Origin of the sequence: Macrococcus sp. DPC7161, from assembly GCF_004117835.1 — a bacterium.
Lineage (GTDB): Bacteria > Bacillota > Bacilli > Staphylococcales > Staphylococcaceae > SDSC01.
Genome location: NZ_SDSC01000004.1, coordinates 105,877 through 131,263, shown reverse-complemented (window position 1 = coordinate 131,263; position 25,387 = coordinate 105,877). Strand labels below are relative to the sequence as shown.

Here is a 25,387-nt window from a genome sequence, read left to right as displayed (position 1 = left end):
ATTTGTTTATTTCTTCATTTCTAAATCATGCATATATTGAATTTGTTTTAAAACAGATTTAACCCAAGCTTCATAATTCTTTTGAAGTTGTAATGCTTCCTCTTCAGTAATCCACTTGAATAACAATTTTGAACCGGGTCTTTTTTGTGCCAATTTATTTAAGTGGTACGGCACAATTGTAGCAATGATTGGATAATGAATTGTTTTATGATGTTTTAAATGAATAATCAATTGTCCATTCGGGTCTAGTTGAATGCCACCACAAATTGCTTCATACAATTGCATGTCATATTGATGATTACCTAGCAGTTCACCTTCAAGATAAAAACCAGACTGATCGTATTGATTCGTCACTTTATAAATATCATTCATCATCGTCATTTGCTGTTCAAATGACAAATGTTCGCTATCTTTAGTCTTTAAAATATGAAAAACATCAGAATAGTACAATCTACTTAGTGCATACATATCAACACCCCATGCACTGGCCTTTGTTTTTTCTAAGTTTTCCATCATACGCTTTTGCAATGGCGAATAATTACGTTCAAATTCTAAGCGATCCCCTGATTGAATTGTATGTTCACAATCTTTCTGAAAACAATTGATGCCACCGGCGATGTTTAGATAAGCTCTTGCACCCTTTTTAGGTTGTTTGAAATAGAGTCTATCTCCTTTTTCCATTAAATACACTTTGTATGTCATTAATGATTTATCTTGTGTATATGCTTTAAAGTCAGCACCTGTTAATGTGATTAATGTTCGTTCTCTAAATTGAATCGTTGGCGCTACAAACATCATTTCTACTACAGGACTTTCAACAGGATTACCTAATAAGGCGTTGCCTAATTGAACAGCAAGAACATCTCCTGGACCATTTAATGATTGATAGGCTGTATCGATATTTGAAATATTTTGTACTTTTGTATACATTCCTGGCGTTTCAAAAACAATAGACATTATATTCTCCTATAATTTTATACATATTTTTATTTTTTTCATCGGACTTAAGACTTAAAAAAGTGTCCTATCTAGCGATAGAACACTTTTGCAAAATCAATCACCATATTCCTCATTAATAAGGTCATTAACGAAACAACGATTATCGAACAACCTAACGTCACATACGTTGTTATCAGTGCTTGCTTTATGTTATTCGCTTCAAATAATTTTATAATATGTCGATTAATATAATTAATACTTAAAGTCAATATCAATGCTAATATTATAATGCCAAGTAAATTCATCATTTCATCACCTTTTAATGAAGACTTCTACATTACCTTTTTCCTATTTTGACAAACTATCACTACATTTTCAAGTTATCTATTAATACCCATTCTCTCAATGAATTAATTAAATACACTTTAATTGTACCGTTGCCATGACCTTTAATTAAATCATCAATATGAATATTTCTCTCAGTTAGTTCGGTTTGAATCGACTGCTTAAAACAGCCATTTAAAATATATTTTGACTTAGGTGTATATTTCACACCTTCAATTTCATATACTAAGTTACCGATATTAAATTCTAAAGCATCCCCATTACAATGTAGTAATAACAATTCTTTTGGATCACCATATTGTGCCCTTACACTCGTTTTATTTTGATGAAAGCACGGTTTAGTGAGCTTTATTTCAGCTATTTTAGCATCATGTCCAGAATTTGGTAATACCTTCGTATTAACAAGAACATTTCCATTCAAATCACATGTTAATCTTAACATAAAAATTGGAAGTGTCTCTGTTAGATTTTCCACAAACGAAGCACATGCTTCGTTTAATTGCATTTTTATCTCATTAATATCTATATTAATATTAAAATAATCCGCAGATTGTGCTAAACGTTTCATATGTAAATCTAATCTTTTAATCGATTTTTTTTCAAATCGCATTGTCTCAATTAAATGAAAGTCATTTGGTAAATCAATTTTTTGATTTACGCTTTCATTATTAAATTTTACTTGGCCAATTTGGTTAAGCACTTGGCTTTTGGCAACCATTTCATCATATTCATTGTTTGGAATTGAATTGATTGTAATACCACCACCAACACCGTATTGAAAATCACCATGACGTGCTTCAATTGTTCTAATAGGCACGTTAAATACCATTTCCTTCTCTGGTGTGATTAGCCCAATTGCACCACAATAAATACCTCTCATACTTGATTCTAAACGATCGATAATTTGCATTGTCGATACTTTAGGTGCACCAGTAATTGAACCACATGGAAATAAGGCATCTAATATATCTAATATACTTTTATTTTCTATATTAGCTGTAATATCAGAGGTCATTTGAAATACGGTATCATATTTCGTGATTTCAAATAATTTCGGTACCTTTACCGATCCTTTCGTTGCTATTTTACTCATATCATTTCTTAATAAATCGACAATCATTACATTTTCAGCTTGGTCTTTTATTGACCTTCTTAAGAATTGATAATTTCTTTTCGTCTCTTCTTCATCATTTGTGACTGGCATTGTACCTTTCATAGGTCGTGCTAACAATTGATTGATTTTAGGATCATATTCAAAAAACAATTCAGGAGACATGCTTAAAATCTTTCTATTAGTTCTTTCGAAATAAGCTGTATATCTTCCATTATTCTTTTGTAATAATGTTTGATACATTTGATAGTTAATTTCACCATTCCCGGTCAATCTCGTCGTATAATTCACTTGATAAGTATTACCTAATCTGATTTCATCTTGAATCGTATTCAATTTATTTATAATAGACGATTGTTCTTCTGTTGATACAAAAGTAACATCCTTTTGACTTTGATTAAATAAAACTTGTGATGGTCGTTCGTACGTATGAATTTCAATTATTGGATGATGAACGTGTTTAACGTGATAATCTTTAGAGAATAACTTTGCCGCTTCATAATCAATGAGCATTATGACATAGTCTTTACATGACTCAATTTGTTCTAGTATTGCTTCAAGCTTACTTCTCTCATTTTGATAAATATAATAAGATGCTTTCGGCTGTTCAAACTGGTAATGACGCATCTCATTATTAAATTGAAAATTAATTTCTGCTTTCATCATGTACCTCACTTAAAAATGTTTCGACCATCTTAAATCCTTCATCCGTTAATACTGATTCAGGGTGAAATTGAATACCATGAATCGGTCTTGTTTTGTGCATAATACCCATCACAATGCCATTTTCTAATACGGCAGTTTGTTGTAAAGCATTGGGTACTGCTTTCGTTCCTAAAGAATGATAACGTCCAACAAACTGTTGACCATTTAAATTTCGAAACACACTGACAGGCTCATATTGAATTTCATTTTTATAACCATGGACAGGTGGTAATTGTATGATTTCACCGCCAAAATGCGAGACAATTACTTGAAACCCTAAACAAACACCTAATATCGGAGTATTAATAAAAGTATCTAAAATGTGATGTGCTAATGTTGCATCATCAGGATGCCCTGGTCCTGGCGATAAGATAATATGTGTAGGATTTATTTGTTTAAGCTGTTCAATCGTCACCTCATTACTTTTGAACACTTTAATCTTCGGATTTATTTGTTCTATATAATGAACAATATTATATGTAAATGAATCATAGTGATCTATCATGACAATCATATTTTTTCTCCTTAAAAAACTAATACTTTAAGTATACCTTTTTTTCTGATACAATGAGTAGCGAATTCAATAAGAGAGGTTCCTAGCCTATACCCTCTATAAAAAACTAGATTTGACATCTTGCTAGGGTTAGATGTCTTTTTTTATTGGAGTGAATACTTTGGAAAAACAATTAAACAACAATAAAGCATTGGTTGTATTTAGCGGTGGTCAAGATAGTACGACTTGCGTCTTTCATGCACTTAAGCAATATGACACAGTTGAACTTGTGACGTTCAATTATGGACAACGCCATGCGTTAGAAATCGAAGTTGCTAAAAATATTGCTAGTGACCTTGGTTTAAAACATCACATTTTAGACATGTCATTATTGTCACAACTGTCCCCTAATGCATTAACGGATCACACGTTGGCAATTGAAAGCAACTCAACCGTGCCAAATACGTTTGTACCTGCTAGAAATTTATTGTTTATGTCTTTTGCCGCAGCACTTGCTTATCAAATTGAAGCAAGACATATCATTACGGGTGTGTGTGAAACGGATTTCTCAGGTTATCCTGACTGTCGTGATAATTTCATTAAATCATTAAATTTAACGATTAATTTATCAATGGATATGAACTTTGAAATTCATACCCCACTGATGTGGCTGGATAAAAAAGAAACTTGGGCATTAGCAGACGAACTTGGTCGATTAGATTATATTAGAAATCAAACTTTAACATGCTATGAAGGTATCATCGGTGATGGATGCGGAGAATGTCCAAGCTGTAAACTTAGAAAAAATGGCTTAGATCAATACTTACAATCAAGAGGAGGGTTATAATGTTACAACAAATTTATCCAAGCGTTGCACATACATATGCGTATGAATTGAATAAAGATATGCAATTTGCAGCGGCACATTATATACCTTTTGATGAAGCTGGTATGTGTCAAAATGTGCATGGCCATACTTATTTCGTAAATATCACAATAGCAGGTAACGCATTAAATCCACTTGGTTTTTTAGTCAATTTTCAGGATATTAAACAACTCGTACATAAACAATACGATCATACATTATTAAATGAACATCCTCATTTTAAAAATCAGCCACCATCGACTGAAGTTGTAGCCAAAACGATATTTGAAATCATTGAATCACATCTTACTACACTTGAAAATCAACCTAAAATACTACAAGTGTTCGTTAGAGAAACACCAACAAGCTATGTCCTCTACAGAGGTGAGCGCCATGTCTAAAAAAATACCTGTTCTTGAAATATTCGGTCCTACTATCCAAGGTGAAGGTATGGTCATTGGTCGAAAAACGATGTTTGTAAGAACGGCTGGATGTGATTTCAGTTGTAGTTGGTGTGACTCTAAGTTCACTTGGGATGGCAGTGCGAAAGAAGATATTCGTATGATGGAAGCAGAAGCAATTTATGATAAACTCATAAAGATTGGAAAATCATTTGACCATGTAACGATTTCAGGGGGTAACCCTGCACTTATTAAAAATATGAATACACTTATCGATTTTTTACATGAAAACAACATTAAAGTCGCTTTAGAAACACAAGGGTCTAGATGGCAAGATTGGATGATAAATATTGATGATTTAACCATCAGTCCAAAGCCACCATCATCGTCAATGAAGCAAGACTTAAATGTTTTAGATGAAGTTATTCAAAATCTCGATTTATCAAAACAACAGGTCAGCCTTAAAGTCGTAATATTTAATGATGAAGATTACCAATTTGCAAAAATGATACATAAGCGATATCCAAATATCCCATTTTACTTACAAGTAGGCAATCCTTATTTAGATGAGACTGTTGAAAATCACACAATATTATTATTAGAACGTTATGAAAACTTAATCAATCAAGTTATGGATGATGTAGAGATGAACGCATGTTATGTCACGCCACAACTCCACACATTAATTTGGAGCAATAAAAAAGGCGTTTAATATTTATATACAAAATAAGACTTGAATTGTTATAATCAATTCAAGTCGTTTTTTTAGGAGGGAAGCAATGATTACAATCATTATCATCAATTTAATCATCACGCTTGCCACTTTTTTGTTATTTTTTAAGTTCGAACAAAAAATGACTTATATCTTTTTGCCAATCAGTGCATTTTTAAATGCATTCATTTTATACCCTATCGTCGGTGTTGGTAATTTTATTAACAAAACGTTGATTGTTTTCCAACTAATGATGATGTTAGGACATTTATATTTACGTTACAAAAAATATGTCCATTATCAAATATATATTAAATCACCTATGCTGCTCCTTATCATAGCACTCTTGTATAATTTATCTTTGTTTGCAATTCTCTATACAAGTATTCATTCTATTTATCAATCAAGTGCTTATTTAAGCGTAACAGTATTTATTATTGGTATCATTTTATTCCAATTATCAGAAACGGATCGTCCTTTAAAGTTATTTCATATGAATAAACAACATGTATATCGCTATTTCAAACACCCAAAGCAAGTCGGTGAAATATGCTTTGCAGTCAGTTACATGCTACTTACATTATTTTTGCCGTATTTTTATTGTTATATACTAATAGGAATCTTATATATCCTATATATTAAGAAGTACTTACTTTTCAAAGAATTGTAAGTACTTTCTTTTTTATACATCGAGAATAAGTTTTATAAAAAAAGTTTTAAGAAAATGTTTAACACTTTTTTAGGGGGGTACTTATTAAACATAAGCAATACAAATTGCTTAATAAGATTTAAAAAATAGGAGGTCTTTATATTATGATCGGATTTATTATTTCATTAATCGTCGGTGGATTAATCGGTTGGTTTGCTGGCGTGATTTTAGGTACAGATATTCCAGGAGGTAAAATTGGTAACATTATCGCTGGTTTCTTAGGAGCAGCAGTTGGTGGATGGTTATTACCACACTTTGGTCCTGAATTTGGTGGTTTCTACATCATTCCAGCTTTAGTAGGTACTATCGTATTAATTTTAGTTGTATCATTTGTTTTAAAATTAATGCACAAACGATAATTTAGCTTAACTAGATATTTAATAACAGATAGTTGATGTCTGAATAGACGTTTAAAGCCACTGCATTTGCAGTGGCTTTTTTATTTGAGTATATTTATTTAAGAATGGTATAGAAATAAATCCCAATAAATAAAGTAATAAAACATGCATTTGCAATTTCCAATATACCAATCTTCATTGGTTTTACATTTTTACCATATAAATAAACAGCACGTACCAAACTTGGTGCGATTGCAATACCTACTAGTGGATGAATGATAAAACCTAAAACTACCAATAATACATGGTAACCAAATGAATAATACTTAAATTTAATATTCTTCTTTTCACGAATCATCGACTTCACATAAAATGTTGTCCCAACAAAATACATGAAACTAAATCCAAATACATATAACATATTGATATCTACTGTATGATTGCCTAAAAAATAAGCAATTAATCCAGCGATTGAAAAAATAATTATTGCACTAAAATCATTTAAAATATTACGCTCATCTCGTTGTGATGCAAAGTATACATTCACACATGCAAATGGCATCATCGCAATAAAGAATAGTAATATTCGTACTTCGTGAATGATAACGGGTAATAACAGTAATGTTGCTATCCCTAAAAATAAACTTGCCCCTTTTAAATAGCCAATTTGTTTCTTGCGTTGTTTCATATAAAACAAAACATTATCAATAAAAAAGAAAATCATAAACCAGCTTGCAAAAAACAATAATTGATAAAAGTTAAATTGACTTAAAAATATCCCAAACAAAACTGGCATGATAATCATTGCCCATGCACCATGTTGATTAGGTTTTTTAAATTTCATATCATCACCTCAACTGACAATTTCTTAATTCCATTGTACTCAAAAGATGCATTAAAAATACATGAAATCCTAAACACTTTGTGACAATTTCACAATTGTTTAGGATTTGTGATGATAATGATTATAATACTGAATTTAAAAGAAATGAATTGATATGTGTAGAAATTCATAAAGTAAAATAATCTTAATAAAATTATTTCATATCCCCTATTTTCACTTCTGATGGGTCTCTAAATTGACGTTGATTTAGATTCATATTATTGATTTGCTGCATCTCATCTTCAGATAATTCAAAATCAAATACCTTTATATTTTCTTCAATACGTGATGGCGTTACTGATTTTGGTATGACCAAACGGTTGCTTTGTAAGTGCCAACGAATGATGACTTGTGCCGGTGTTTTATGATATTTTTCACCGATAGCAACCAATTTTTCATGCGTCATTAATTCACCGCCACGCATCAATGGACTCCAAGCAGTTATTTGAATGCCTTTTGATTCACAATAACTTTGCAACTCACTTTGATTGAAGTAAGGGTGATACTCAATTTGATTGACTACTGGTACAATTTCAGTTTCAGATAATAACTTTTCTAAATGTTCTTGTTTAAAATTACAGACGCCGATTGCTTTAATTTTTCCTGCTTTATATAAATCCTCCATTGCACGGTAAGTTTCTATAAACAAATCATCCTTAGGACAAGGCCAATGGATTAAATATAAATCCAAATAATCTAACCCTAAACGTTCTAATGATGCGTTAAATGCCTCAATCGTGCTGTCATAGCCTTGATGGTCATTCCAAAGTTTTGTAGTAATGAATAATTCCTCGCGTGGAACGCTACTTGCTTTGATGGCTTCACCTATAGCTGTTTCATTGAAATAAAAATAGGCTGTATCAAACGCACGATAACCTGATGCAATGGCTGTATTGAACACTGATAACATTTGATCACTGTCAACCTTGTAAACTCCGAAACCAAGTCTTGGCATCACAACGCCATTATTCAATTTGATATTTCTTTCCATAATTATCCCTCCAAATATGTCTTAACCACATTATAATTGATAATTATTGCGTTATGCACTCGATTTGCTAAATATCATTAGACCAATTGCTACTTTAATTTATATAATGATATTAACAATCAATAAAGGAGAGAATACAATGAATAACCATGAAATTGATTACAAAATTTATGGCGATGATATGCAGTATTTAGAAATTGAATTAGATCCAAATGAAACCGTCATTTCTGAAGCTGGTAGTATGATGATGATGAATCCAAACATTGAAATGCAAACCATTTTTGGAGATGGCTCTTCTAGTGGTGGCGGTGGTTTAATGGATAAACTATTTGCTGCTGGGAAACGTACATTAACGGGTGAAAGCTTATTTATGACAACATTTACAAACCGTAGTCCTGGCAAGGATCACGTCTATTTTGCTGCGCCATACCCAGGTAAAATCATTCCAATTGATTTAAGTGCATTTAATGGTGAATTCATTTGTCAAAAAGACGCTTTCTTAGCAGCTGCTAAAGGCGTTCAAGTTGGCATTGCTTTCCAAAGACGTTTAGGCGCAGGTTTCTTCGGTGGTGAGGGATTTATTATGCAACGTTTAAACGGTGATGGTATGGCATTTATTCATGCAGGTGGATCAATCGTGAAGAAAACATTAGCACCTGGTGAAGTATTATTAGTAGATACAGGATGTTTAGTAGGTATGACGAGCGATGTTGATTATGACATTCAAACAGTACCTGGCATTAAAACGAAGTTATTCGGTGGAGAAGGTTTATTCTTAGCACGATTACAAGGCCCAGGTACAGTTTATATTCAATCTTTACCATTCTCAAGATTTGCTTCAAGAATCTTCGCAGCAGCACCGGTTACAGGAAAACAAACAGGTGAAAGTGGTATTGGTGGATTATTCGATATGTTTAATGATTAATATACATTGAAAAAAACGTTTGTGGCATGATGCCACAAACGTTTTTTAATTAAACAACAATGATTAGCGTTTAGGTGTGTAATCTAACATTTCAAACAATGTTGTTAACTCATCTTCAGTTAAATATTTCCATTCACCAAGTTTTAAATCATCGACTAATATATTCATCACACGTATTCTTCTTAATTGTTTTACTTCATAACCCAATGCTTCTGTCATACGCCTAATTTGACGATTTAACCCTTGAGTCAAAATGATATTGAATGTTTTATTATTTAACTTTTTTACTTTCGCAGGCAATGTTACAGTATCTAAAATGGCAACACCTTCTGACATTTGTTTAACAAAATCATCCGTTATCGGTTTATCTACTGTTACGACATATTCTTTTTCGTGTTTACCTTCTTTTCGTAAAATCTCGTTAACAATGTCACCGTCATTCGTAAGCAATATCAGACCTTCAGAATCTTTATCTAATCTGCCAATATGAAATATACGCTCTTTATGTCCAACAAAATCTACAATATTGCCTTTAATATGTCGTTCTGTTGTAGAAGTTATGCCTCTTGGCTTGTTTAGTTTGATATAGACATAGCCTTTATCTAAAGTAATAACTTTATTATCTACAGTTACAACATCTTCGTCAGTCACTTTGCTTCCGATTTCAGCAAATTGCCCATTGATTTTTACACGCCCTGCTTCAATCCATTTGTCCGCTCCACGACGAGAAGTTATACCTGCTTCTGATAAGAATTTATTGATTCTCATAAATACCTCCAAAAAAAGGAGATGATTGCTCATCCCCTTATTATTTCAATTGTTATGCTTCATAATAGTTTGATCGGATATAAAAATGATCATAAACAAATGTACCAAATGGTATAAAAGCTACGACAAGCGCCATTAGCGACCACTGAAATGGTAATAATTTTTTAAAGAATAACACTGCTAATATAATTAAATACAAGGTAAACAAAAATCCATGAATCGAACCGAAAACTGTTACAACTTCAGGTTTACCTGCCATATACTTTGCAGGCATTGCTATAAATAAGAGTAAAAGTAATGATCCGCCTTCAAGAAATCCTAAAAATCTAAAAATACTTTTTAAAGTTTGAATTTGCATTATTCTGCCTCTTCTTCGTCTTCTTCACTTGTTCTTGAAGCATTGAATTCTTTATGTAATGCAACAGATTTAATTTGATGATTTTCAGCATCTAATACAACCCATTTATCATACTTTGTATCTACATAATCATCTTTATCGATATCAGGATTTTGTGCTTGCATCCATCCACCAATCGTATCAATATCATCAGCATCTTCGAATTCAATACCAAATTGCTCTTCAATTTCATCTAATAATACACGGCCGTTAATTTGGTATGTATTTTCACCAGTTTTAATAATGTCATTCACTTCATCGTCATCGAATTCGTCACGAATTTCTCCAACAATTTCTTCTAAAATGTCTTCCATTGTTAATATACCAGCTGTACCGCCGTATTCATCAATGACAAGGGCAATATGTACACGTTCACGTTGCATTTTGATTAGTGCATCACTGATACGTGTGACTTCATGAATTAACGGTAAATCATGAATATGATCTTTAATGCGAACAGGTTCCCCTGATGCATACTTTGTTAAGAATTCTTTTACGTTAATAAACCCAACGATATGGTCTTTATCCCCATCTTCTGTAATTGGGTAACGTGTAAATTGATGTTCATTAATGACTTCTAATAACTCATCAATATTAAAAGGCTGTGTTAAAGAAATCATTTGTGTACGTGGTACCATAATATCTTTCGCTAATCGCTCATCAAAGCTAAAGATATTTTGCATATATGCAAGTTCTGTATGATTAATTTCACCACTTTGATAACTTTGCGTCATGATAATTTTTAATTCTTCTTCACTCATCGCTTGATCATGATCAGCAGGCTGAACACCGAATAATCTTAAAATCAAACGTGCTGTACCGTTCATTGACCAAATTAATGGTTTCATGATGATTCCAAAAAAGTAAAGTGGTCTTGCAAAAGATAAAGTCATTTTTTCAGCATATTGAATGGCTAATGACTTCGGTGCAAGTTCACCCATTACGACGTGAATAAACGTCACAATAAAGAAACTTGCTGCAACTGTAATTGGTTTACTTAATTCAGTAGGTACATGGAATAAATGTAATACTGGATGAATCACAGATTCAAATGTAGATTCACCAATCCACCCTAATCCTAATGCTGTTACTGTAATCCCTAATTGACATGCTGATAAATAATAATCCAACTCATGTACCATGTGTTGTACAAGTTTGGCTTTCTTATTGCCTTCTGATACGAGTTGATCGATTCTTGAAATTCTTACTTTAACTAAACTAAATTCTGATCCTACGAATAACGCAGTCAACAAAATTAAAAAAACGAATAATAATAAATTTGAAATGGTTGTTATGGTTGATATGTCCAATTAATTCCCTAATACTAGGGATTCACCTCCGGATAATGTTTGGTGACACCAAATGCCACATTGAAAAAATTTTAAAATATTATAAATATTGACTTTTGTGTTACTTAACAGCGTAACACCATTATTTTTCATGGCCTTCCCAATGGTAGTCACCTCCTCCAAATTTATCGATAGTTATTTTTATTTTATCATAAAATATATGCCTATGTAATCATAGAATACTTATAAAAAAAGAAAAGGACATCATAATGCCCTTTTCAAAGACTCAACTTTAACCTGCATATTGTTGAATGAATCGATTACTAATTTCATTAAACGCATCTGGTTGATCAATGTTACAAACATGACCTGAATTTTTAATGATTTCTAGAGAAAAATTAGAATAATCTTTAACGACTTTTTCTACTGGTGGAATAAACAAATAATCTTCTTCACCCATAATAAATAAAGTTGGTATCTTTTTCGTTGATACTTGTAAATGACTTAAATAAGGATTGATTAATCGCGTTAAACTAAACCACTTTACAAATTGCTTTTGACTCATTTTTTTCGCTTCATTAATAAACGCAAGCCTTGATTCTTCATGTGCTTTTCTTGGCATAATAATGTATGCAAATAATTTATAAAGCAACATAAAAGGAATAAAGTTTTTAGAAATGCGTCCAATCATTAACAAAAACTTCGTACGAATATCCAAACTGATAATGGCGCCACCTAATATTAATGACGTCACACGTTCTGGATAATTATCAGCAATTGTTTGAGACACAATTGTCCCTAGACTCATACCAATAATGTGTGTCGTTGGAATCTGTAAATGATCTAAAACTTCAATCACTTCATCCGCTAATGTTCTAAATGAATCACCCTTTTTCCAGCGTACTTCATTGCTTTTCCCGTGACCACGTAAATCGATTAATAATATATTATATTGTTTTCTAAAGTATCTAATTTGTTTAAACCAAATGGTAGAACTACCACCTGCACCATGAATAAATGTTACCCAAGGCGCCATTTCATGTTTTATATATGTTTTATAATACAACATTTTGCATCATCCATTCTTAAGCTTTACTTAATATTATTAGATATACCCGAAATACTCAATTATTAATCGAACAAAAATTAATAAAAAGCAATAAATGTATGTTTTTCGTTCAAAATTACATTTAAAAATAAGCATAAAAAACACCTGTCATTCATTTAAATGAATGACAGGTGTTAAATAGCATTTATTTTTTAATAATTTAAATTAAATTTCTTCTTTCACTTTTGGTTTAATCATACCATAAACAACAGCTGATACAACTGTACCAATTACTAACGCTAATAAGAACATTGGCCAATGTGATTTGTCTAAGAATGCAACGAACAAGCCTCCGTGTGGTGCAGGGATACTACATCCAAATGCCATTGCTAATGCACCGGCTACTCCACTACCTAACATCATTGATGGAATCACACGTGCTGGATCCGCTGCTGCGAATGGAATCGCACCTTCAGTAATAAATGATAAGCCCATTGCAATATTTGAAATGATAGAACCACGTTGTGTTTTTGTATATTTTTTCTTAAAGATAATCATTGATAATGCAATTGCAAGTGGTGGTACCATACCACCAATCATAGCAGCTGTAATTGGTTCATAGTGGCCACTTTCTAACGCTGCAATACCAAATGTATACGCTGCTTTGTTGAATGGTCCACCCATATCAATTGCCATCATACCTGCTACAACTAAGCCAAGTAAAATAATATTTGTACCACTTAAGTTGTTTAAGCCATTTGCCATCGCTTCATTTAACCACTTTGTAGGTGGATTAACCACATAATTCATTAATAACCCTGTACTTAATACACCTAATACTGGATAGATTAAAGTTGGTTTAATACCATCTAATGATTGCGGTAACCAACTGAATAATTTTTTAAGTCCTACAACTAAATACCCTGCCATAAAACCTGCCACAAGTCCCCCTAAGAATCCAGAACCACCGGCAACAGCCATCATACCACCAACCATACCTGGTGCAAGACCTGGACGGTCAGCAATACTTTTTGCAATGAAACCAGCTAAAATTGGTACCATTAATGCAAATGCATTTTTACCACCAATGAAATTTAATAATGCCGCAAATTCATTGTAACTTGGGTCTTTAGGATCAGCTGATTTAATACCCCAAAAGAAACTTAATGCGATTAAAATCCCACCAGCAATAACGAACGGTAACATATTTGAAACACCGCTCATTAAGTGTTTATAAAATCCTTTACGTTCACTTGATGAAGATTCAGAAGATTTGTTGTTTGTTGCAACAAATTTAGGTCTTGAATCATCTTGAGCCATATTAATTAACGCTTCCGGACGTTTAATACCATCTGCTACAGGTACCATAACTACATTTTTGCCGTCAAATCGTGCAGTATCAACGTTTACGTCTGCCGCAACAATGATCCCTTTAGCTTGTTTAATTTCTTCAGCTGTTAATTTATTTTTAACACCACCAGAACCATTTGTTTCTACTTTAATTTTCACACCCATTTGTGCTGCTTTATTTTTAAGTGCATCAGCAGCCATATAAGTATGTGCAATACCTGTTGGACATGCTGTTACCGCTAAGATGAATGGTTCTTCAGTTGATTTCTGTTCTGGTACTAATACCACTTCTTCTTCCTCAGGAGCCTCATCGTGTTTTTCAATGATTGATAATACTTCTTCTTTAGAAGTTGCATGTAATAATTCACGACGTACATCTTCATTCATTAAGATGCCTGAAAGTTTTGCTAATGCATCTAAATGTGTTTGTGCACCACCAGCTGGCGCTGCAATCATAAAGAATAAGTGTGCAGGTTGGGCATCTAAACTTTCATAATCTACACCTTCAATAGATTTACCAAATGCAATGGCTGGTGTTTTTACTGCATCCGTTTTTGCATGTGGAATGGCAATCCCTTCACCAATACCCGTTGTACTTTGTGCTTCACGTGCATGAATCGCTTCTTTATAAGCAACTTTGTCATTTAATTTACCTGCACTATAAAGTGTTTCAACAAGTTCATCAATGACTGATGACTTATCTTTAGCATTTAAATCCATTGCAATTGTTGATTGCGTTAATAATTCTGTAATTCTCATCTTTTTCCCTCCTAATTGATTTGCTCTATTTTAATTTGTGGTACAATTTCATCTATTTGTGTTTTTGTAGCTAAGTCTTCAGTAAAAGCTGTAGCAGTACCTGATGCAACTGCCAATCTAAAGCACATTTCTATATCTAAACCTTGTGACGAGCCAGCAATAAATCCAGCAACGGTTGAATCACCTGAACCTACAGTATTCACCACTTTACCATTTGGTACTGTTGCTTTATATACCGCTTCTTTTGTAATCAATAGTGCACCTTCCCCACCAAGTGAAATCATTACATTTTTAACACCTTGGGCTTGAAGTTGATGTGCAATTGCAATCATTTCAGCATCATTATTTAAAGTCGCACCAAACATTTCTTCAAGTTCCACTTTGTTTGGTTTTATCAATTCTGGTTGATATGGAAATACTGATTGTAATAATGCTTTTTCAGCATCAACAATAAACGAAATTTGGTTTTGTTCACAAATTTCAGCGATTTCTTTATAAATCAATTGATCCATTGAACTTGGAATACTTCCTGATAATACAACTAAGTCTTCACTTGTTAACTTTTTAATTTGTGATAACAATGCTTCCCTGTTGGCTGCTGAAATTTGCGGCCCAGGAGCGTTGATTTCTGTTTCAGTATCACCTTTTAATTTCACATTGATTCTTGTATCGTCATCAACTTGAATGAATTTCGTTTCAATACCTGCTTGATTCAATTCATTTTCAATAAATTGCCCAGGAAATCCTCCTACATAGCCAAGTGCTGTTGACTGAATACCGTGTGTATTTAATACACGTGATACATTAATACCTTTACCACCTGCAAATTTATATGTCGTTTTCGAACGATTTAATCCACCTAAATTAAATTTTTCAGTAAACATAACATAATCAATTGATGGGTTTAATGTGATTGTATAAATCATTTTTTCACTCCTTTACTTGATATGAATTTTTGATATTTTTTTATATGAGGATTACTTTCATTCGTTATTAATTTAACATGTTCATCCAGTTCGCAAATCTTAGCAAAGGTCACTTCATCAAACTTAGATTCATCCACTAAGAAATAAGTCTCTCGTGACTTTTCTATAGCCAAATGCTTAACAGAAGCCTCTTCGATATCTGGTGTTGTAACACCATGTACTAAGTCAATCCCATTGGCACCCATAAACGCTTTATCAAAACGAAATTCTTGTAACATTTCTCGTGCTTGAACACCTACATTAGCATAAGTATCACTTTTTACATATCCACCAATCATATACACTTCGATGCCCATATTTACTAGCGTAGGTACGTGAGTTAATCCATTGGTTACTACCGTTAAATGCTGATGTGTTAAGTATGGAATCATTGCCAAAGTTGAACTTCCTGCATCTAAATAAATACAATCATTATCTTGAACATGTAATGATGCACGTTTCGCAATTTCATTCTTTTCATTCACATATTTCGTAGATTTAATTGCTAAAGCAACATCCTTATGTTTTTCAATAATGCGCTTTGCACCACCATGAATACGAATCAATTTCTCTTCTTGTTCTAAAGTAGATAAGTCTCTTCTAATAGTAGATTCACTACTATTGGTTTCTTCCATCAATAATTGCAATGAGACTATATCATGTGATTGTAATAAATTTAAAATGGTTTCATGTCGTTCAATTGTAAGCATCTGAACACTCCTTCTTGAATACAATCTCATCATAATGCGAACGGTTTCATAAGTCAATCAAAATCATTCAAAAACAGCCAAAGTTTGTTCGAAAATTCACAAATAAGTCACAAAATTTGATTAAAAAATAAAAAACAAGCATATTCTCCTCATTTTTTTGAGGAGAATATGCTTGTTTATATATTGTATAGTTGGCATGAATCCTATTTTCATTCAAATACGGTCAAAATAATTTATAAAATATCTCTTCCTAAAGTAGCTTTATATATTTCAAACCAATCTTTTGAGTCCAGCGAACTGTTCATTGCTTTTTGTGCAATTTGAGTGCGTTGGATGTTTTGTGATCCAACAATTGGATGAATTTTATTAGGTAATTGGTTAATGAATCGATAACTGATATCATCGATAGTAGTTTCGTATTTTTTAGCCACACTTTGTAATACACGATTTGTTTCACTCGTTTTAAAAATATTCCCACCCGCTAATGGGCTCCAGCACATAATATCAACATCTCGAGTTAACATATCATTCAAAGTACCATCTTCAATATTTTCTAAACAAAGAGGTGAAATTTCTACTTGGTTATATTCAAGGTTTAAACCGATTGATTGCATTGCTTTCTGTAAAACATCAAATTGATGACGTTTAAAGTTAGAAACACCAAAATGTTTTACTTTACCACCTTGATGCAACCCTTTTAATGTATCGGCAACTTCAACTGGATTTAATAATGGTGATGGGCGATGTAATAACAATAAATCTATTTCATTAATATTCAATTCTTTTAATGAACGCTCAACTGAAGCTTCAATATGTTCTTTCGTATAATTATATTGATGATAATCGTGCAGCTTTTGAGTTTTACTCACCAATTCGATACCACATTTAGTGATAATTTGCATCGAATCTCTTAAATTTGGTGATAATTTTAAAGCTTGCCCAAATAAGCCTTCACACGTATAGTCACCATAAATATCTGCATGATCCATACTCGTTACACCCATTTCCACCAATTCATTTAAATGACGATTAAGAGTTTGACTGTCCATTTGCCATGTATTTAAACGCCAAAATCCTTGTACCACTTGTGATAACTCTAATTTTTCCATAAGTTCTCCTAACTGAATTGCAGTTGATCTAACTGATTCATAAGTTTATTTTTGTCTAATTGTTCCCCAATAATAACGAGCTTTAAAGGATAGTTCATCATTTCTTCTTCATATTGTGGAATGCCATATGCATATTGGAACAATACGGTTTGTTCAGGATTTTCTCTAAATTTAATATAGCCTTTCACTCTTAACACACTATCCTCTAATTGCATTAACCAATTCACAAATTGTCTTGCATCAATCGCACCATTAAACGTATATACCATCGATTGAATGCCATGATGATGATGTTGATGAGATTTCTCTAAATGCCCCGTAATATTTAAAAATGATGCATCTACTTTACCGTATGTTGTTTCAATACGCTTTGCTTTATCATTAATATCGTCTAAAGCTATTTTTAATGCTTCATACTGTACACTATCAATTAAATCCATTTTGTTAAGAATTAATGTATTCGCATATTGAATTTGTTCTTCCATTAAACGTTTTGTCGTAATACTATATTGATCACGATTTAAAAAACGGATTGAATCAACGATTGTTGCGATTTGATTGACAGTCGCAAATTTAAGTAAGCTTGGTGCTGTACATGCATCGTAAATTTCAATCGGATGTGCAACTCCTGTTGCTTCAATAATCACCATATCAGGATGATGTTTATAATACAAATCATTCAATTGTACTTCTACGTCACTCTTCAAATCACAGCAAATACAACCATTTAATATTTCCGAATAAGGTGTATCTGTCCCTAAAATTTTAGAGTCTACGTTAAAGCCACCTAATTCATTCATTAATATCGCAATTTTTTTATCTTTTTGTTCATTAATAATGTTGGCAATTAATGACGTTTTCCCACTTCCTAGAAACCCACTAATAATAACAATTTCCATTTTATTCATGATGAAGCCTCACTTTTTATCGTAATAGTTACTATTTTCAATTTTTTAACAAAAAATATTTATTTGTATTACTTTTTCTCTTGCAACTTGTACAGTAATATAATATGTTATATAAGTGTCAAACAAAAAGTTAATGTTTATTAACATAATATCACACTATGCAAATATTCATGTGATAAGAATTTAGCTTGGAGGATTTACGGATGTCGGAAAACTTGAAAATTGAAAAACAATTGTGCTTTAGTTTGTATAACGCTCAACGACAAGTGACAAGATATTATTCTAATAAAATCTTTAAACAGTACAATCTAACGTATCCTCAATATTTAGTCTTAACAATTTTATGGGAAGTATCACCTGTAAATATTAAGAAATTAGTAACTGAACTTGCATTGGATACAGGAACAATTTCTCCATTATTAAAGCGTATGGAGCAAAATGATTTAATTCGTCGTGAACGTTCAGAACTTGATCAACGAGAAGTATTCATTCACTTGACAGAAAAAAGTGAAGCTTTAAAACCCGAATTACAAAATGTAACTCAAGTCATTAGAGAAGCTTCTCTATTAACGGATTCAGAGTTCGATGACTTAAAACGATTACTAGATAAACTCATCGGTAATATTTCTGAAGCATAAAAAAACAGGCCGAGGCCTGTTTTTTTTTTATGCTTTTATCCAACTAATACCGATTGTTCCATACCCTGTATGTACGCCTGCCACAGGCACTAAAATTTCAGTAACAATATTGATGTCTGGATATGTTTCTTTTAACCAATTTGTGTATTGATTGCCTTCCTCTAAATCACCAGCATATATGACAGCGATTTCACTCGGCTTAAATACATTGATTTCCTCAGATATATGTTTTTTCATACCTTCGAATACTTTTTTCTTCGTTCTTACTTTATCAATAGGATATATCTTGCCATCTTCAAATTTTAATATCAGTTGAATATTTAATATTCCAGCTAATAAACTTTGTGCTTTAGAAACACGACCACTCTTTTTTAATTGGCTTAGATTTTTAGGTTGTAGAAATAATACGGCATCATCCGTATACTTTGTTATTTGTTCAACTACATCTTCATAAGATAGGCCAGTTTCTAATAATGAAATACCTTTATAAATCATTGCTTTAATTGGGTAACTCCCAATTTTAGAATCAATAACTGTTGTTACTAAATCAACTTCTTTACTCGCAATTGTAGAACTTTGAAATGAGCCTGTTAAAGCACTTGAAGGATGTACAGCAATCACATGCGTGTATCCTTTACTTTGAATCAACTCATATGTTTCTTGTATACTTTGAAAATTTGGTTGTGTCGTTTTGGCACCATCACCGTATTGTTGTAATAATTCATAAAAGCGTTCTGTCGTAATGTCTACTTGATCTGTATAATGTACTTCATTTAACATTACACCCATCGGAACGACGTAAATATCTGGATGTTCATCTAATAATATACCTGATGCTGTATCTGTTAGCCATGCAACTTTCATAATCTACCTCCTTATCCATTCAGTTTATTATAGCATTTTATTTTTAATTGAAAGTATATTTTTTATAAATACAGTCAATAAATTGTATAAACACGTTCAAAATGATATTTCGTTATTTTCTATTCATAATAATTGTTTATTAAACCATACATGAAATTTTGTTGAATTGTTCATTAATTCATTAAATGAACCTGATTCAATGATTCCTCCATCTTGCAACACATATATCTGATCAAAATCAATCACATCACTTAAATGATGCGAAATCAATATATGTGTCTTTGCATGCTCATTTAATAAACGTTGCATAATTTTTTTATTTTGTTCATCTACACCTTCAAACGGTTCATCTAAAAGCCATAATGGTCTTTTGCGCAGTAAAAGCCTAATAAAATGTAGCCTTTTCTTTTCTCCACCCGATAAATTCTCACCGAATGATTCAATGTGAGTTGCATGATTAAATGGTAAATTCAATTGATTCAACCACATATCTAATTCTTCATTACTAACGGGTTGAAACATATTTTCACTTACAGTGCCATCTATAAAATGATTTTCTTGTTGCATCACATTAACTGCATCCAATAATTGAATTGGTGTTTTAATTTCTTTATGATTTAAAAAATATTGACCCTCAATATGATGTAAACCAAGTATCACTTCAATTAACGAACTTTTTCCTGCACCACTTTCTCCAATTATACCGATGCGTTTATCTTCATTCGTATTAATATTTAGATTGATATTTTTTAATATTGGATGTGTTTTTATTAATGAGCTTGATTTTAATTGAATACTTTCCACGGTTGGATAAGTTTCAATAGAAACATTTGTCGTCAATTGATTTAAGTTATTGATACTTTGCCTACTTGCTGAATGATGAAATGGGAAATGTACCATAGGCATCACCATTTCAAATAATGTAATCATGATCATCATCATGCTTAATAATATTAATTCATTTAAATGTGGATCCTTTACCATCCAATATAACCCTAAGAAAATAGCACACATACTAATACTATCTAACAATGATTCATAAATACTTAGCAATCGATTTTCTTTAAAAACACGTTTTTCATATTGCTTCATTAATTGTAATACTCGATTTTGAAATTGTTGATTGTTATCAAACATACGAACAGTATCTAAGTGCAATCGATAATCATATAAAGCAGTACGATAACTTTCAAACGATTGATTCTTTTTAAGAGATAACCTTTGAATCCATCCACTAAATACTAAAGGTAGCCCAACGACCATAATGATCATTGCCACCATCATGACACATACACCGATAAAACTATATTGATAGAACACGATTGCAGTAAGTATGCTTGTTAATATTGCAATAACTGGTGGATAAATAACTCTAAGCAATACATTTTGTAACTGTTCAACATCTGTTACTACTCGATTTAATAATGTCGGTATATTGGTTTTATTATTTAAATAAATAAGTTGATTTAATAATGTTCTTATGGTGTTTACACGAATCGTTTTTAGCATATTAAATGTTGCTTCATGGCTAATCATGCGCTCATAATACTTACTAATCGCTCTAATCACACCAAATAATTTAATGCATACAATCAACATCATCAGTGATTGAAGACTTGCACCAACAGCCGCTCTACTGAGCATAATGCCACTAAAGTTAAACATCATGATTGCAGTCATCGCACCAATGATGCCAATCATGATTGCATATAAAGTTTTTCTTAAGGTCTCTTTATCTATCCACTTCATGTTGGACCTCCTTCAAACGCATTTGCCCATTTTCAAAATGTATTACAGTTGCACCTTCTGATAAATAACTTTTACTATGTGCAATTACCCATACAATATGATTTTTCTTCAATTCCTCAATAACATTTCTAATTAATTGTTCAGTTTCTACATCCAACATAGCGTTTGGCTCATCAATAATAAGTAATTTTTTCTTTAATACAAGCAACCTTAGTAACATTAAACGCTTTTGTTCTCCACCAGAAAAATCATTTGGTGAAATTTTTGTATCATAGCCATTGGGTAACGATAAGATGCGCTCGTGCATATTTACTTTTTTGGCGTAAGCTTCAAGTTGTTGCATATCCACTTGCTGATACATTGTAATATTATTTAATACAGTGTCATGGAACAAATGAATATGTTGATCTAAATAAACGACTTCACCATCATAACCTTTTGGCATTTGTATTTTTCCGACATTTGGCTGATGTATCCCCGAAATCAATTTTGCAAATGTGGATTTACCTGAACCACTTTGTCCAGTAATCACATACGATTGAAGTGGCACGCTTTGATTAATGGCCATATTAAAGCCGTTTGCATATTGAAATTGTATATTAGAAAAAACAATTTCATTCTCTCTATCGTTATGATGCTGATATTTTTGATTTAGATTCATCTGTTTGTAATCAAGTGACGTTTGTTGTTCATTAAATAATTGGTAATCTTGTTGAAGTTGCTCAGCGTATCCACTTGCCGTTTTACCAGTATGAAATGCCATCCCTAACGCTTTTACCGCATTGTAAAACTCAGGTGCTAACATTAAAACAACAATCGCTTCATAAAAACTAACAGAATGAAATACAATTAAAGCAAAACCTACTTCTAATGCAATAATCCCTATAGATAACATTGCAATAAATTCAATCATTAACGTTGATAAGAATGCAGTTTTTAAAATCGTCAACGTATCTTGTTTATACCTTTCCGAATAGTCTTCCATTTTTTGAAGGGTTTCTTTTTCATATTGGAATAATTTGATTGTCATAATCCCTTTAAAGGTATTTAAAAAATAGTTTGAAAATTGATTCAATTGCAACATTTGTGCCTGTGCTTTTTTCTCGGTATTAATACCAATAATTATATAAAAAATTGGAATAAAAGGTGATGTAATCAACATAATTAGCGCTGTCTGTATATGAAAATACAACAAAAAAATTAATATTGCCATTGGTACTATCATCGATTTAAAGACTTGGGGCACATACTCACTATAAAATGGATCAATTTGTTCCATACTTTCATTCATTGCATTCATAAGTGTGCCCACTTCACCCTTTGTGTCAATCAATCTTTTTCTTAATTGATGCTTAGCCAAAAATGCAATTCGTGTACCAAATTGCTTCATTATAAAGTTACAAAACATACGCATCATTAACACGATAAATAAAATAGCAAAAACAGGTGCTACTGTATGATGTATTAATAATTCACTAATAATCTTTGCTATAGTAGTGTTTTGAATAATAATGGCGAAACTTAAAGCTATCGCAAAAATAAATAAACCTATTAAATAGAGAGGATATTCCCTCAAAGTTCTTGTTAAAATTTTCACATAATCACTCCTTCATTTATTATATGTTTATTCGAAATGAAACACAAAATAATACACCATATTTGTAAGCTAAAATTAGTCAGTGCATAATGAGTGTGTTATACTTTTATGGAATTTATATAGAAGGTGGAAAGTAAATGATATTTTTTGAACTCATCAAAGCATTAATTCTTGGTATTGTCGAAGGTTTAACGGAGTTTGCGCCAGTTTCATCAACAGGACATCAAATCTTAGTAGATGATATGTGGTTACACTCGGCAAATGTATTAGGTAATAAAGAAGCAGCCAACACATTTAAAATTGTAATCCAATTAGGTTCAATTTTTGCAGCTGCATGGATTTTTAGACATCGCTTTATTGAAATGTTACATGTAAAAAAAGAAGTACAAAATATCGAAGGTAAAAGACAACGTCTTAACTTATTACATATATTCTTAGGTTTATTACCAGCAGGGATTACAGGATTATTGTTTAATGACTTTATCGATGAACATTTATTCTCAGTACCAACTGTATTGGTTGGTTTAGCATTAGGTGCAATCTTAATGATTGTTGCGGATTTATATAGTAAAAAAGTACAAAATCCAACAACTGTTGACCAAATCACTTACAAAAACGCATTGATTATAGGTATTATGCAATGTTTAGCATTATGGCCAGGTTTTTCTCGTTCAGGTTCTACAATTTCAACAGGTGTGCTATTAAAAATGAACCATAAAGCAGCGAGTGATTTCACTTTTATTATGGCTGTACCAATTATGTTTGCAGCAAGTGCAAAAAGTTTAATCAAAAATATTGAATACATTCATTCAAGTGACATCCTATTCTACATCGTTGGTTTTATTGCAGCCTTTATTTTTGGTGTATTATCAATTCGTTTATTCTTAGATTTAATCAATCGTGTTAAATTAATTCCTTTTGCCATTTACCGTTTAGTGTTAGTTGCAATTATTGCAGTATTGTATTTCGGATTTGGTATCGGCCATAATTTATAAGTATAATAATTCATCAATTAATATATTTTTAGAGTAAGACGTATCGTCTTGCTCTTTTTTATTTTATAGTGTTTGAGAATTTTGTTATCGATAAAAATAGTGAAATAATATATATAAAACCACTCAATGATATGTATTAGTATATATACCATTTCTACACTTGCTATATTTCTCTCTATTTTTTAAAATAAAAATTGTGTAATACACTATTCTTTAATATCTATGATGATTTTATGCTAATATAGATTTAACAACCAAGTAATGGTAGTATTAATATTAAATAAATTTGTTTTGTATATACAAAGGAGTCCATATGACTAAAGAAAAAACTGTAGATTTCCAATTGTACTTATTGCAAAGGGAAATGATAAAAAAATATAATCAAGAATTTTTAAAAGATTACGATATCAGCTATCAACACTACTTAGTATTAATGGTATTGTTCGAATTTGGTACATTACCCGTCTTAACTTTAGGTGAAAAACTGGCATTCCAATCAGGTACCATTACACCAATCTTAAAGAAAATGGAACAACATGATTTGGTAATTCGTGAAAGAAAGCCAGAAGATGAGCGTGTCGTTCAAGTAAGACTCTCTAAAAAGGGTGAAAAAATAATTAATGAATTATGTGGCGTACCAGAAATCGTCTACCATTGCTCTAAACTTAGCACAGAAGATTATAATCGATTAATGTATTTAGCAAATAAAATCACAACAAATATGACTTACTAAACAATAAACATCTGTTTATTGTTTCTTTTTTTAGGGTAAATATTATCAATATAAGATACAATATAATCAATCCTTATAATGAAGACTTGTG

At 31.8% G+C, this 25,387-nt stretch carries 27 protein-coding genes; 9 read left to right on the top strand and 18 right to left on the bottom strand.

Annotated elements, in window-relative coordinates; genetic code table 11:
* Nucleotides 1-6: 6 nt before the first annotated feature.
* The 4 genes from ER639_RS07415 to ER639_RS07400 form a co-directional block, all read right to left on the bottom strand.
* Complete coding sequence (locus ER639_RS07415; protein ID WP_129065147.1) at nt 7-957, bottom strand: 5-oxoprolinase subunit C family protein; 951 nt, start codon at nt 955-957, stop codon at nt 7-9.
* A 71-nt stretch (nt 958-1,028) separates the two neighbouring features.
* A complete protein-coding gene (locus ER639_RS07410) occupies nt 1,029-1,247 on the bottom strand; it encodes a hypothetical protein (protein WP_129065146.1) in 219 nt (72 codons plus the stop codon).
* A 59-nt stretch (nt 1,248-1,306) separates the two neighbouring features.
* Nucleotides 1,307-3,058 (bottom strand): bifunctional chorismate-binding protein/class IV aminotransferase, encoded by a 1,752-nt coding sequence (locus ER639_RS07405; protein WP_164993389.1) that lies wholly within the window; start codon nt 3,056-3,058, stop codon nt 1,307-1,309.
* The gene (locus tag ER639_RS07400) at nt 3,042-3,614 is read right to left on the bottom strand and encodes an anthranilate synthase component II (protein ID WP_129065144.1); all 573 of its coding nucleotides are present in this window, start codon (nt 3,612-3,614) and stop codon (nt 3,042-3,044) included. The genes ER639_RS07405 and ER639_RS07400 overlap by 17 nt, the downstream gene beginning before the upstream one ends.
* A gap of 160 nt (nt 3,615-3,774) precedes the next feature.
* Between ER639_RS07400 and queC the strand changes: the two genes are divergently transcribed.
* The 5 genes from queC (at nt 3,775) to ER639_RS07375 (ending at nt 6,639) form a co-directional block, all read left to right on the top strand.
* Nucleotides 3,775-4,440, top strand: a complete 666-nt coding sequence (gene queC, locus ER639_RS07395) for a 7-cyano-7-deazaguanine synthase QueC (protein WP_129065143.1) — start codon at nt 3,775-3,777, stop codon at nt 4,438-4,440.
* Entirely contained in the window at nt 4,440-4,859 is a 420-nt protein-coding gene (gene queD, locus ER639_RS07390; protein WP_129065142.1) for a 6-carboxytetrahydropterin synthase QueD, read from the top strand. Before queC ends, queD begins: the two co-directional genes overlap by 1 nt.
* A complete protein-coding gene (gene queE / locus ER639_RS07385; RefSeq protein ID WP_129065141.1) occupies nt 4,852-5,571 on the top strand; it encodes a 7-carboxy-7-deazaguanine synthase QueE in 720 nt (239 codons plus the stop codon). The genes queD and queE overlap by 8 nt, the downstream gene beginning before the upstream one ends.
* 67 nt (nt 5,572-5,638) lie before the next feature.
* Nucleotides 5,639-6,241, top strand: a complete 603-nt coding sequence (locus ER639_RS07380) for a hypothetical protein (RefSeq protein ID WP_129065140.1) — start codon at nt 5,639-5,641, stop codon at nt 6,239-6,241.
* 146 nt (nt 6,242-6,387) lie between these two features.
* Nucleotides 6,388-6,639: a GlsB/YeaQ/YmgE family stress response membrane protein gene (locus ER639_RS07375; protein WP_129065269.1), complete on the top strand. Its 252-nt coding sequence runs from the start codon at nt 6,388-6,390 to the stop codon at nt 6,637-6,639.
* Between the two features lie 94 nt (nt 6,640-6,733).
* Here the strand turns inward: ER639_RS07375 and ER639_RS07370 are convergent, their stop codons facing one another.
* Both ER639_RS07370 and ER639_RS07365 read right to left on the bottom strand, forming a co-directional pair.
* Nucleotides 6,734-7,462, bottom strand: coding sequence for a YwiC-like family protein (locus ER639_RS07370; RefSeq protein WP_129065139.1), 729 nt, complete (start codon nt 7,460-7,462; stop codon nt 6,734-6,736).
* A 193-nt stretch (nt 7,463-7,655) separates the two neighbouring features.
* Nucleotides 7,656-8,492: an aldo/keto reductase gene (locus ER639_RS07365; RefSeq protein ID WP_129065138.1), complete on the bottom strand. Its 837-nt coding sequence runs from the start codon at nt 8,490-8,492 to the stop codon at nt 7,656-7,658.
* Between the two features lie 139 nt (nt 8,493-8,631).
* Between ER639_RS07365 and ER639_RS07360 the strand changes: the two genes are divergently transcribed.
* On the top strand, nt 8,632-9,417 hold the full coding sequence (locus tag ER639_RS07360) for a TIGR00266 family protein (protein WP_129065137.1): 786 nt from the start codon (nt 8,632-8,634) through the stop codon (nt 9,415-9,417).
* Between the two features lie 63 nt (nt 9,418-9,480).
* On the opposite strand, the gene ER639_RS07355 is transcribed toward ER639_RS07360, so the two are convergent.
* The 9 genes from ER639_RS07355 to ER639_RS07315 all read right to left on the bottom strand — a co-directional run bounded on the left by ER639_RS07355 (nt 9,481) and on the right by ER639_RS07315 (nt 18,720).
* Complete coding sequence (locus tag ER639_RS07355) at nt 9,481-10,185, bottom strand: pseudouridine synthase (RefSeq protein WP_129065136.1); 705 nt, start codon at nt 10,183-10,185, stop codon at nt 9,481-9,483.
* A 52-nt stretch (nt 10,186-10,237) separates the two neighbouring features.
* Nucleotides 10,238-10,543 (bottom strand): DUF3817 domain-containing protein, encoded by a 306-nt coding sequence (locus ER639_RS07350; protein WP_129065135.1) that lies wholly within the window; start codon nt 10,541-10,543, stop codon nt 10,238-10,240.
* The gene (locus tag ER639_RS07345; RefSeq protein ID WP_483306233.1) at nt 10,543-11,892 is read right to left on the bottom strand and encodes a hemolysin family protein; all 1,350 of its coding nucleotides are present in this window, start codon (nt 11,890-11,892) and stop codon (nt 10,543-10,545) included. The genes ER639_RS07350 and ER639_RS07345 overlap by 1 nt, the downstream gene beginning before the upstream one ends.
* A gap of 271 nt (nt 11,893-12,163) precedes the next feature.
* Entirely contained in the window at nt 12,164-12,940 is a 777-nt protein-coding gene (locus ER639_RS07340; protein ID WP_129065134.1) for an alpha/beta fold hydrolase, read from the bottom strand.
* 204 nt (nt 12,941-13,144) lie between these two features.
* Nucleotides 13,145-15,028: a PTS fructose transporter subunit IIABC gene (locus tag ER639_RS07335; protein ID WP_129065133.1), complete on the bottom strand. Its 1,884-nt coding sequence runs from the start codon at nt 15,026-15,028 to the stop codon at nt 13,145-13,147.
* A gap of 11 nt (nt 15,029-15,039) precedes the next feature.
* Nucleotides 15,040-15,954: a 1-phosphofructokinase gene (gene pfkB / locus ER639_RS07330; RefSeq protein ID WP_129065132.1), complete on the bottom strand. Its 915-nt coding sequence runs from the start codon at nt 15,952-15,954 to the stop codon at nt 15,040-15,042.
* Nucleotides 15,951-16,703 carry a DeoR/GlpR family DNA-binding transcription regulator gene (locus tag ER639_RS07325; RefSeq protein WP_129065131.1) on the bottom strand — a complete coding sequence of 251 codons (753 nt, stop codon included), beginning with the start codon at nt 16,701-16,703 and terminating at the stop codon, nt 15,951-15,953. Before ER639_RS07325 ends, pfkB begins: the two co-directional genes overlap by 4 nt.
* 233 nt (nt 16,704-16,936) lie before the next feature.
* Entirely contained in the window at nt 16,937-17,812 is an 876-nt protein-coding gene (locus ER639_RS07320) for an aldo/keto reductase (protein ID WP_129065130.1), read from the bottom strand.
* An 8-nt stretch (nt 17,813-17,820) separates the two neighbouring features.
* Nucleotides 17,821-18,720, bottom strand: a complete 900-nt coding sequence (locus ER639_RS07315) for a CobW family GTP-binding protein (protein WP_129065129.1) — start codon at nt 18,718-18,720, stop codon at nt 17,821-17,823.
* Between the two features lie 203 nt (nt 18,721-18,923).
* Here ER639_RS07315 and ER639_RS07310 point away from each other — a divergent pair, with 203 nt between their 5' ends.
* Nucleotides 18,924-19,358, top strand: a complete 435-nt coding sequence (locus tag ER639_RS07310) for a MarR family winged helix-turn-helix transcriptional regulator (RefSeq protein WP_129065128.1) — start codon at nt 18,924-18,926, stop codon at nt 19,356-19,358.
* A gap of 27 nt (nt 19,359-19,385) precedes the next feature.
* Here ER639_RS07310 and ER639_RS07305 read toward each other — a convergent pair whose 3' ends face one another.
* The 3 genes from ER639_RS07305 to ER639_RS07295 form a co-directional block, all read right to left on the bottom strand.
* The gene (locus ER639_RS07305; RefSeq protein WP_129065127.1) at nt 19,386-20,222 is read right to left on the bottom strand and encodes a DegV family protein; all 837 of its coding nucleotides are present in this window, start codon (nt 20,220-20,222) and stop codon (nt 19,386-19,388) included.
* Nucleotides 20,223-20,345: 123 nt separating this feature from the next.
* Nucleotides 20,346-21,971 (bottom strand): amino acid ABC transporter ATP-binding/permease protein, encoded by a 1,626-nt coding sequence (locus tag ER639_RS07300; RefSeq protein ID WP_129065126.1) that lies wholly within the window; start codon nt 21,969-21,971, stop codon nt 20,346-20,348.
* Complete coding sequence (locus tag ER639_RS07295; RefSeq protein WP_129065125.1) at nt 21,955-23,568, bottom strand: ABC transporter transmembrane domain-containing protein; 1,614 nt, start codon at nt 23,566-23,568, stop codon at nt 21,955-21,957. The genes ER639_RS07300 and ER639_RS07295 overlap by 17 nt, the downstream gene beginning before the upstream one ends.
* 137 nt (nt 23,569-23,705) lie before the next feature.
* On the opposite strand from ER639_RS07295, the gene ER639_RS07290 reads away from it, so the two are divergent.
* Complete coding sequence (locus ER639_RS07290) at nt 23,706-24,563, top strand: undecaprenyl-diphosphate phosphatase (protein WP_129065124.1); 858 nt, start codon at nt 23,706-23,708, stop codon at nt 24,561-24,563.
* Between the two features lie 313 nt (nt 24,564-24,876).
* A complete protein-coding gene (locus tag ER639_RS07285; RefSeq protein WP_129065123.1) occupies nt 24,877-25,296 on the top strand; it encodes a MarR family winged helix-turn-helix transcriptional regulator in 420 nt (139 codons plus the stop codon).
* The last annotated feature ends 91 nt before the right edge of the window (nt 25,297-25,387 follow it).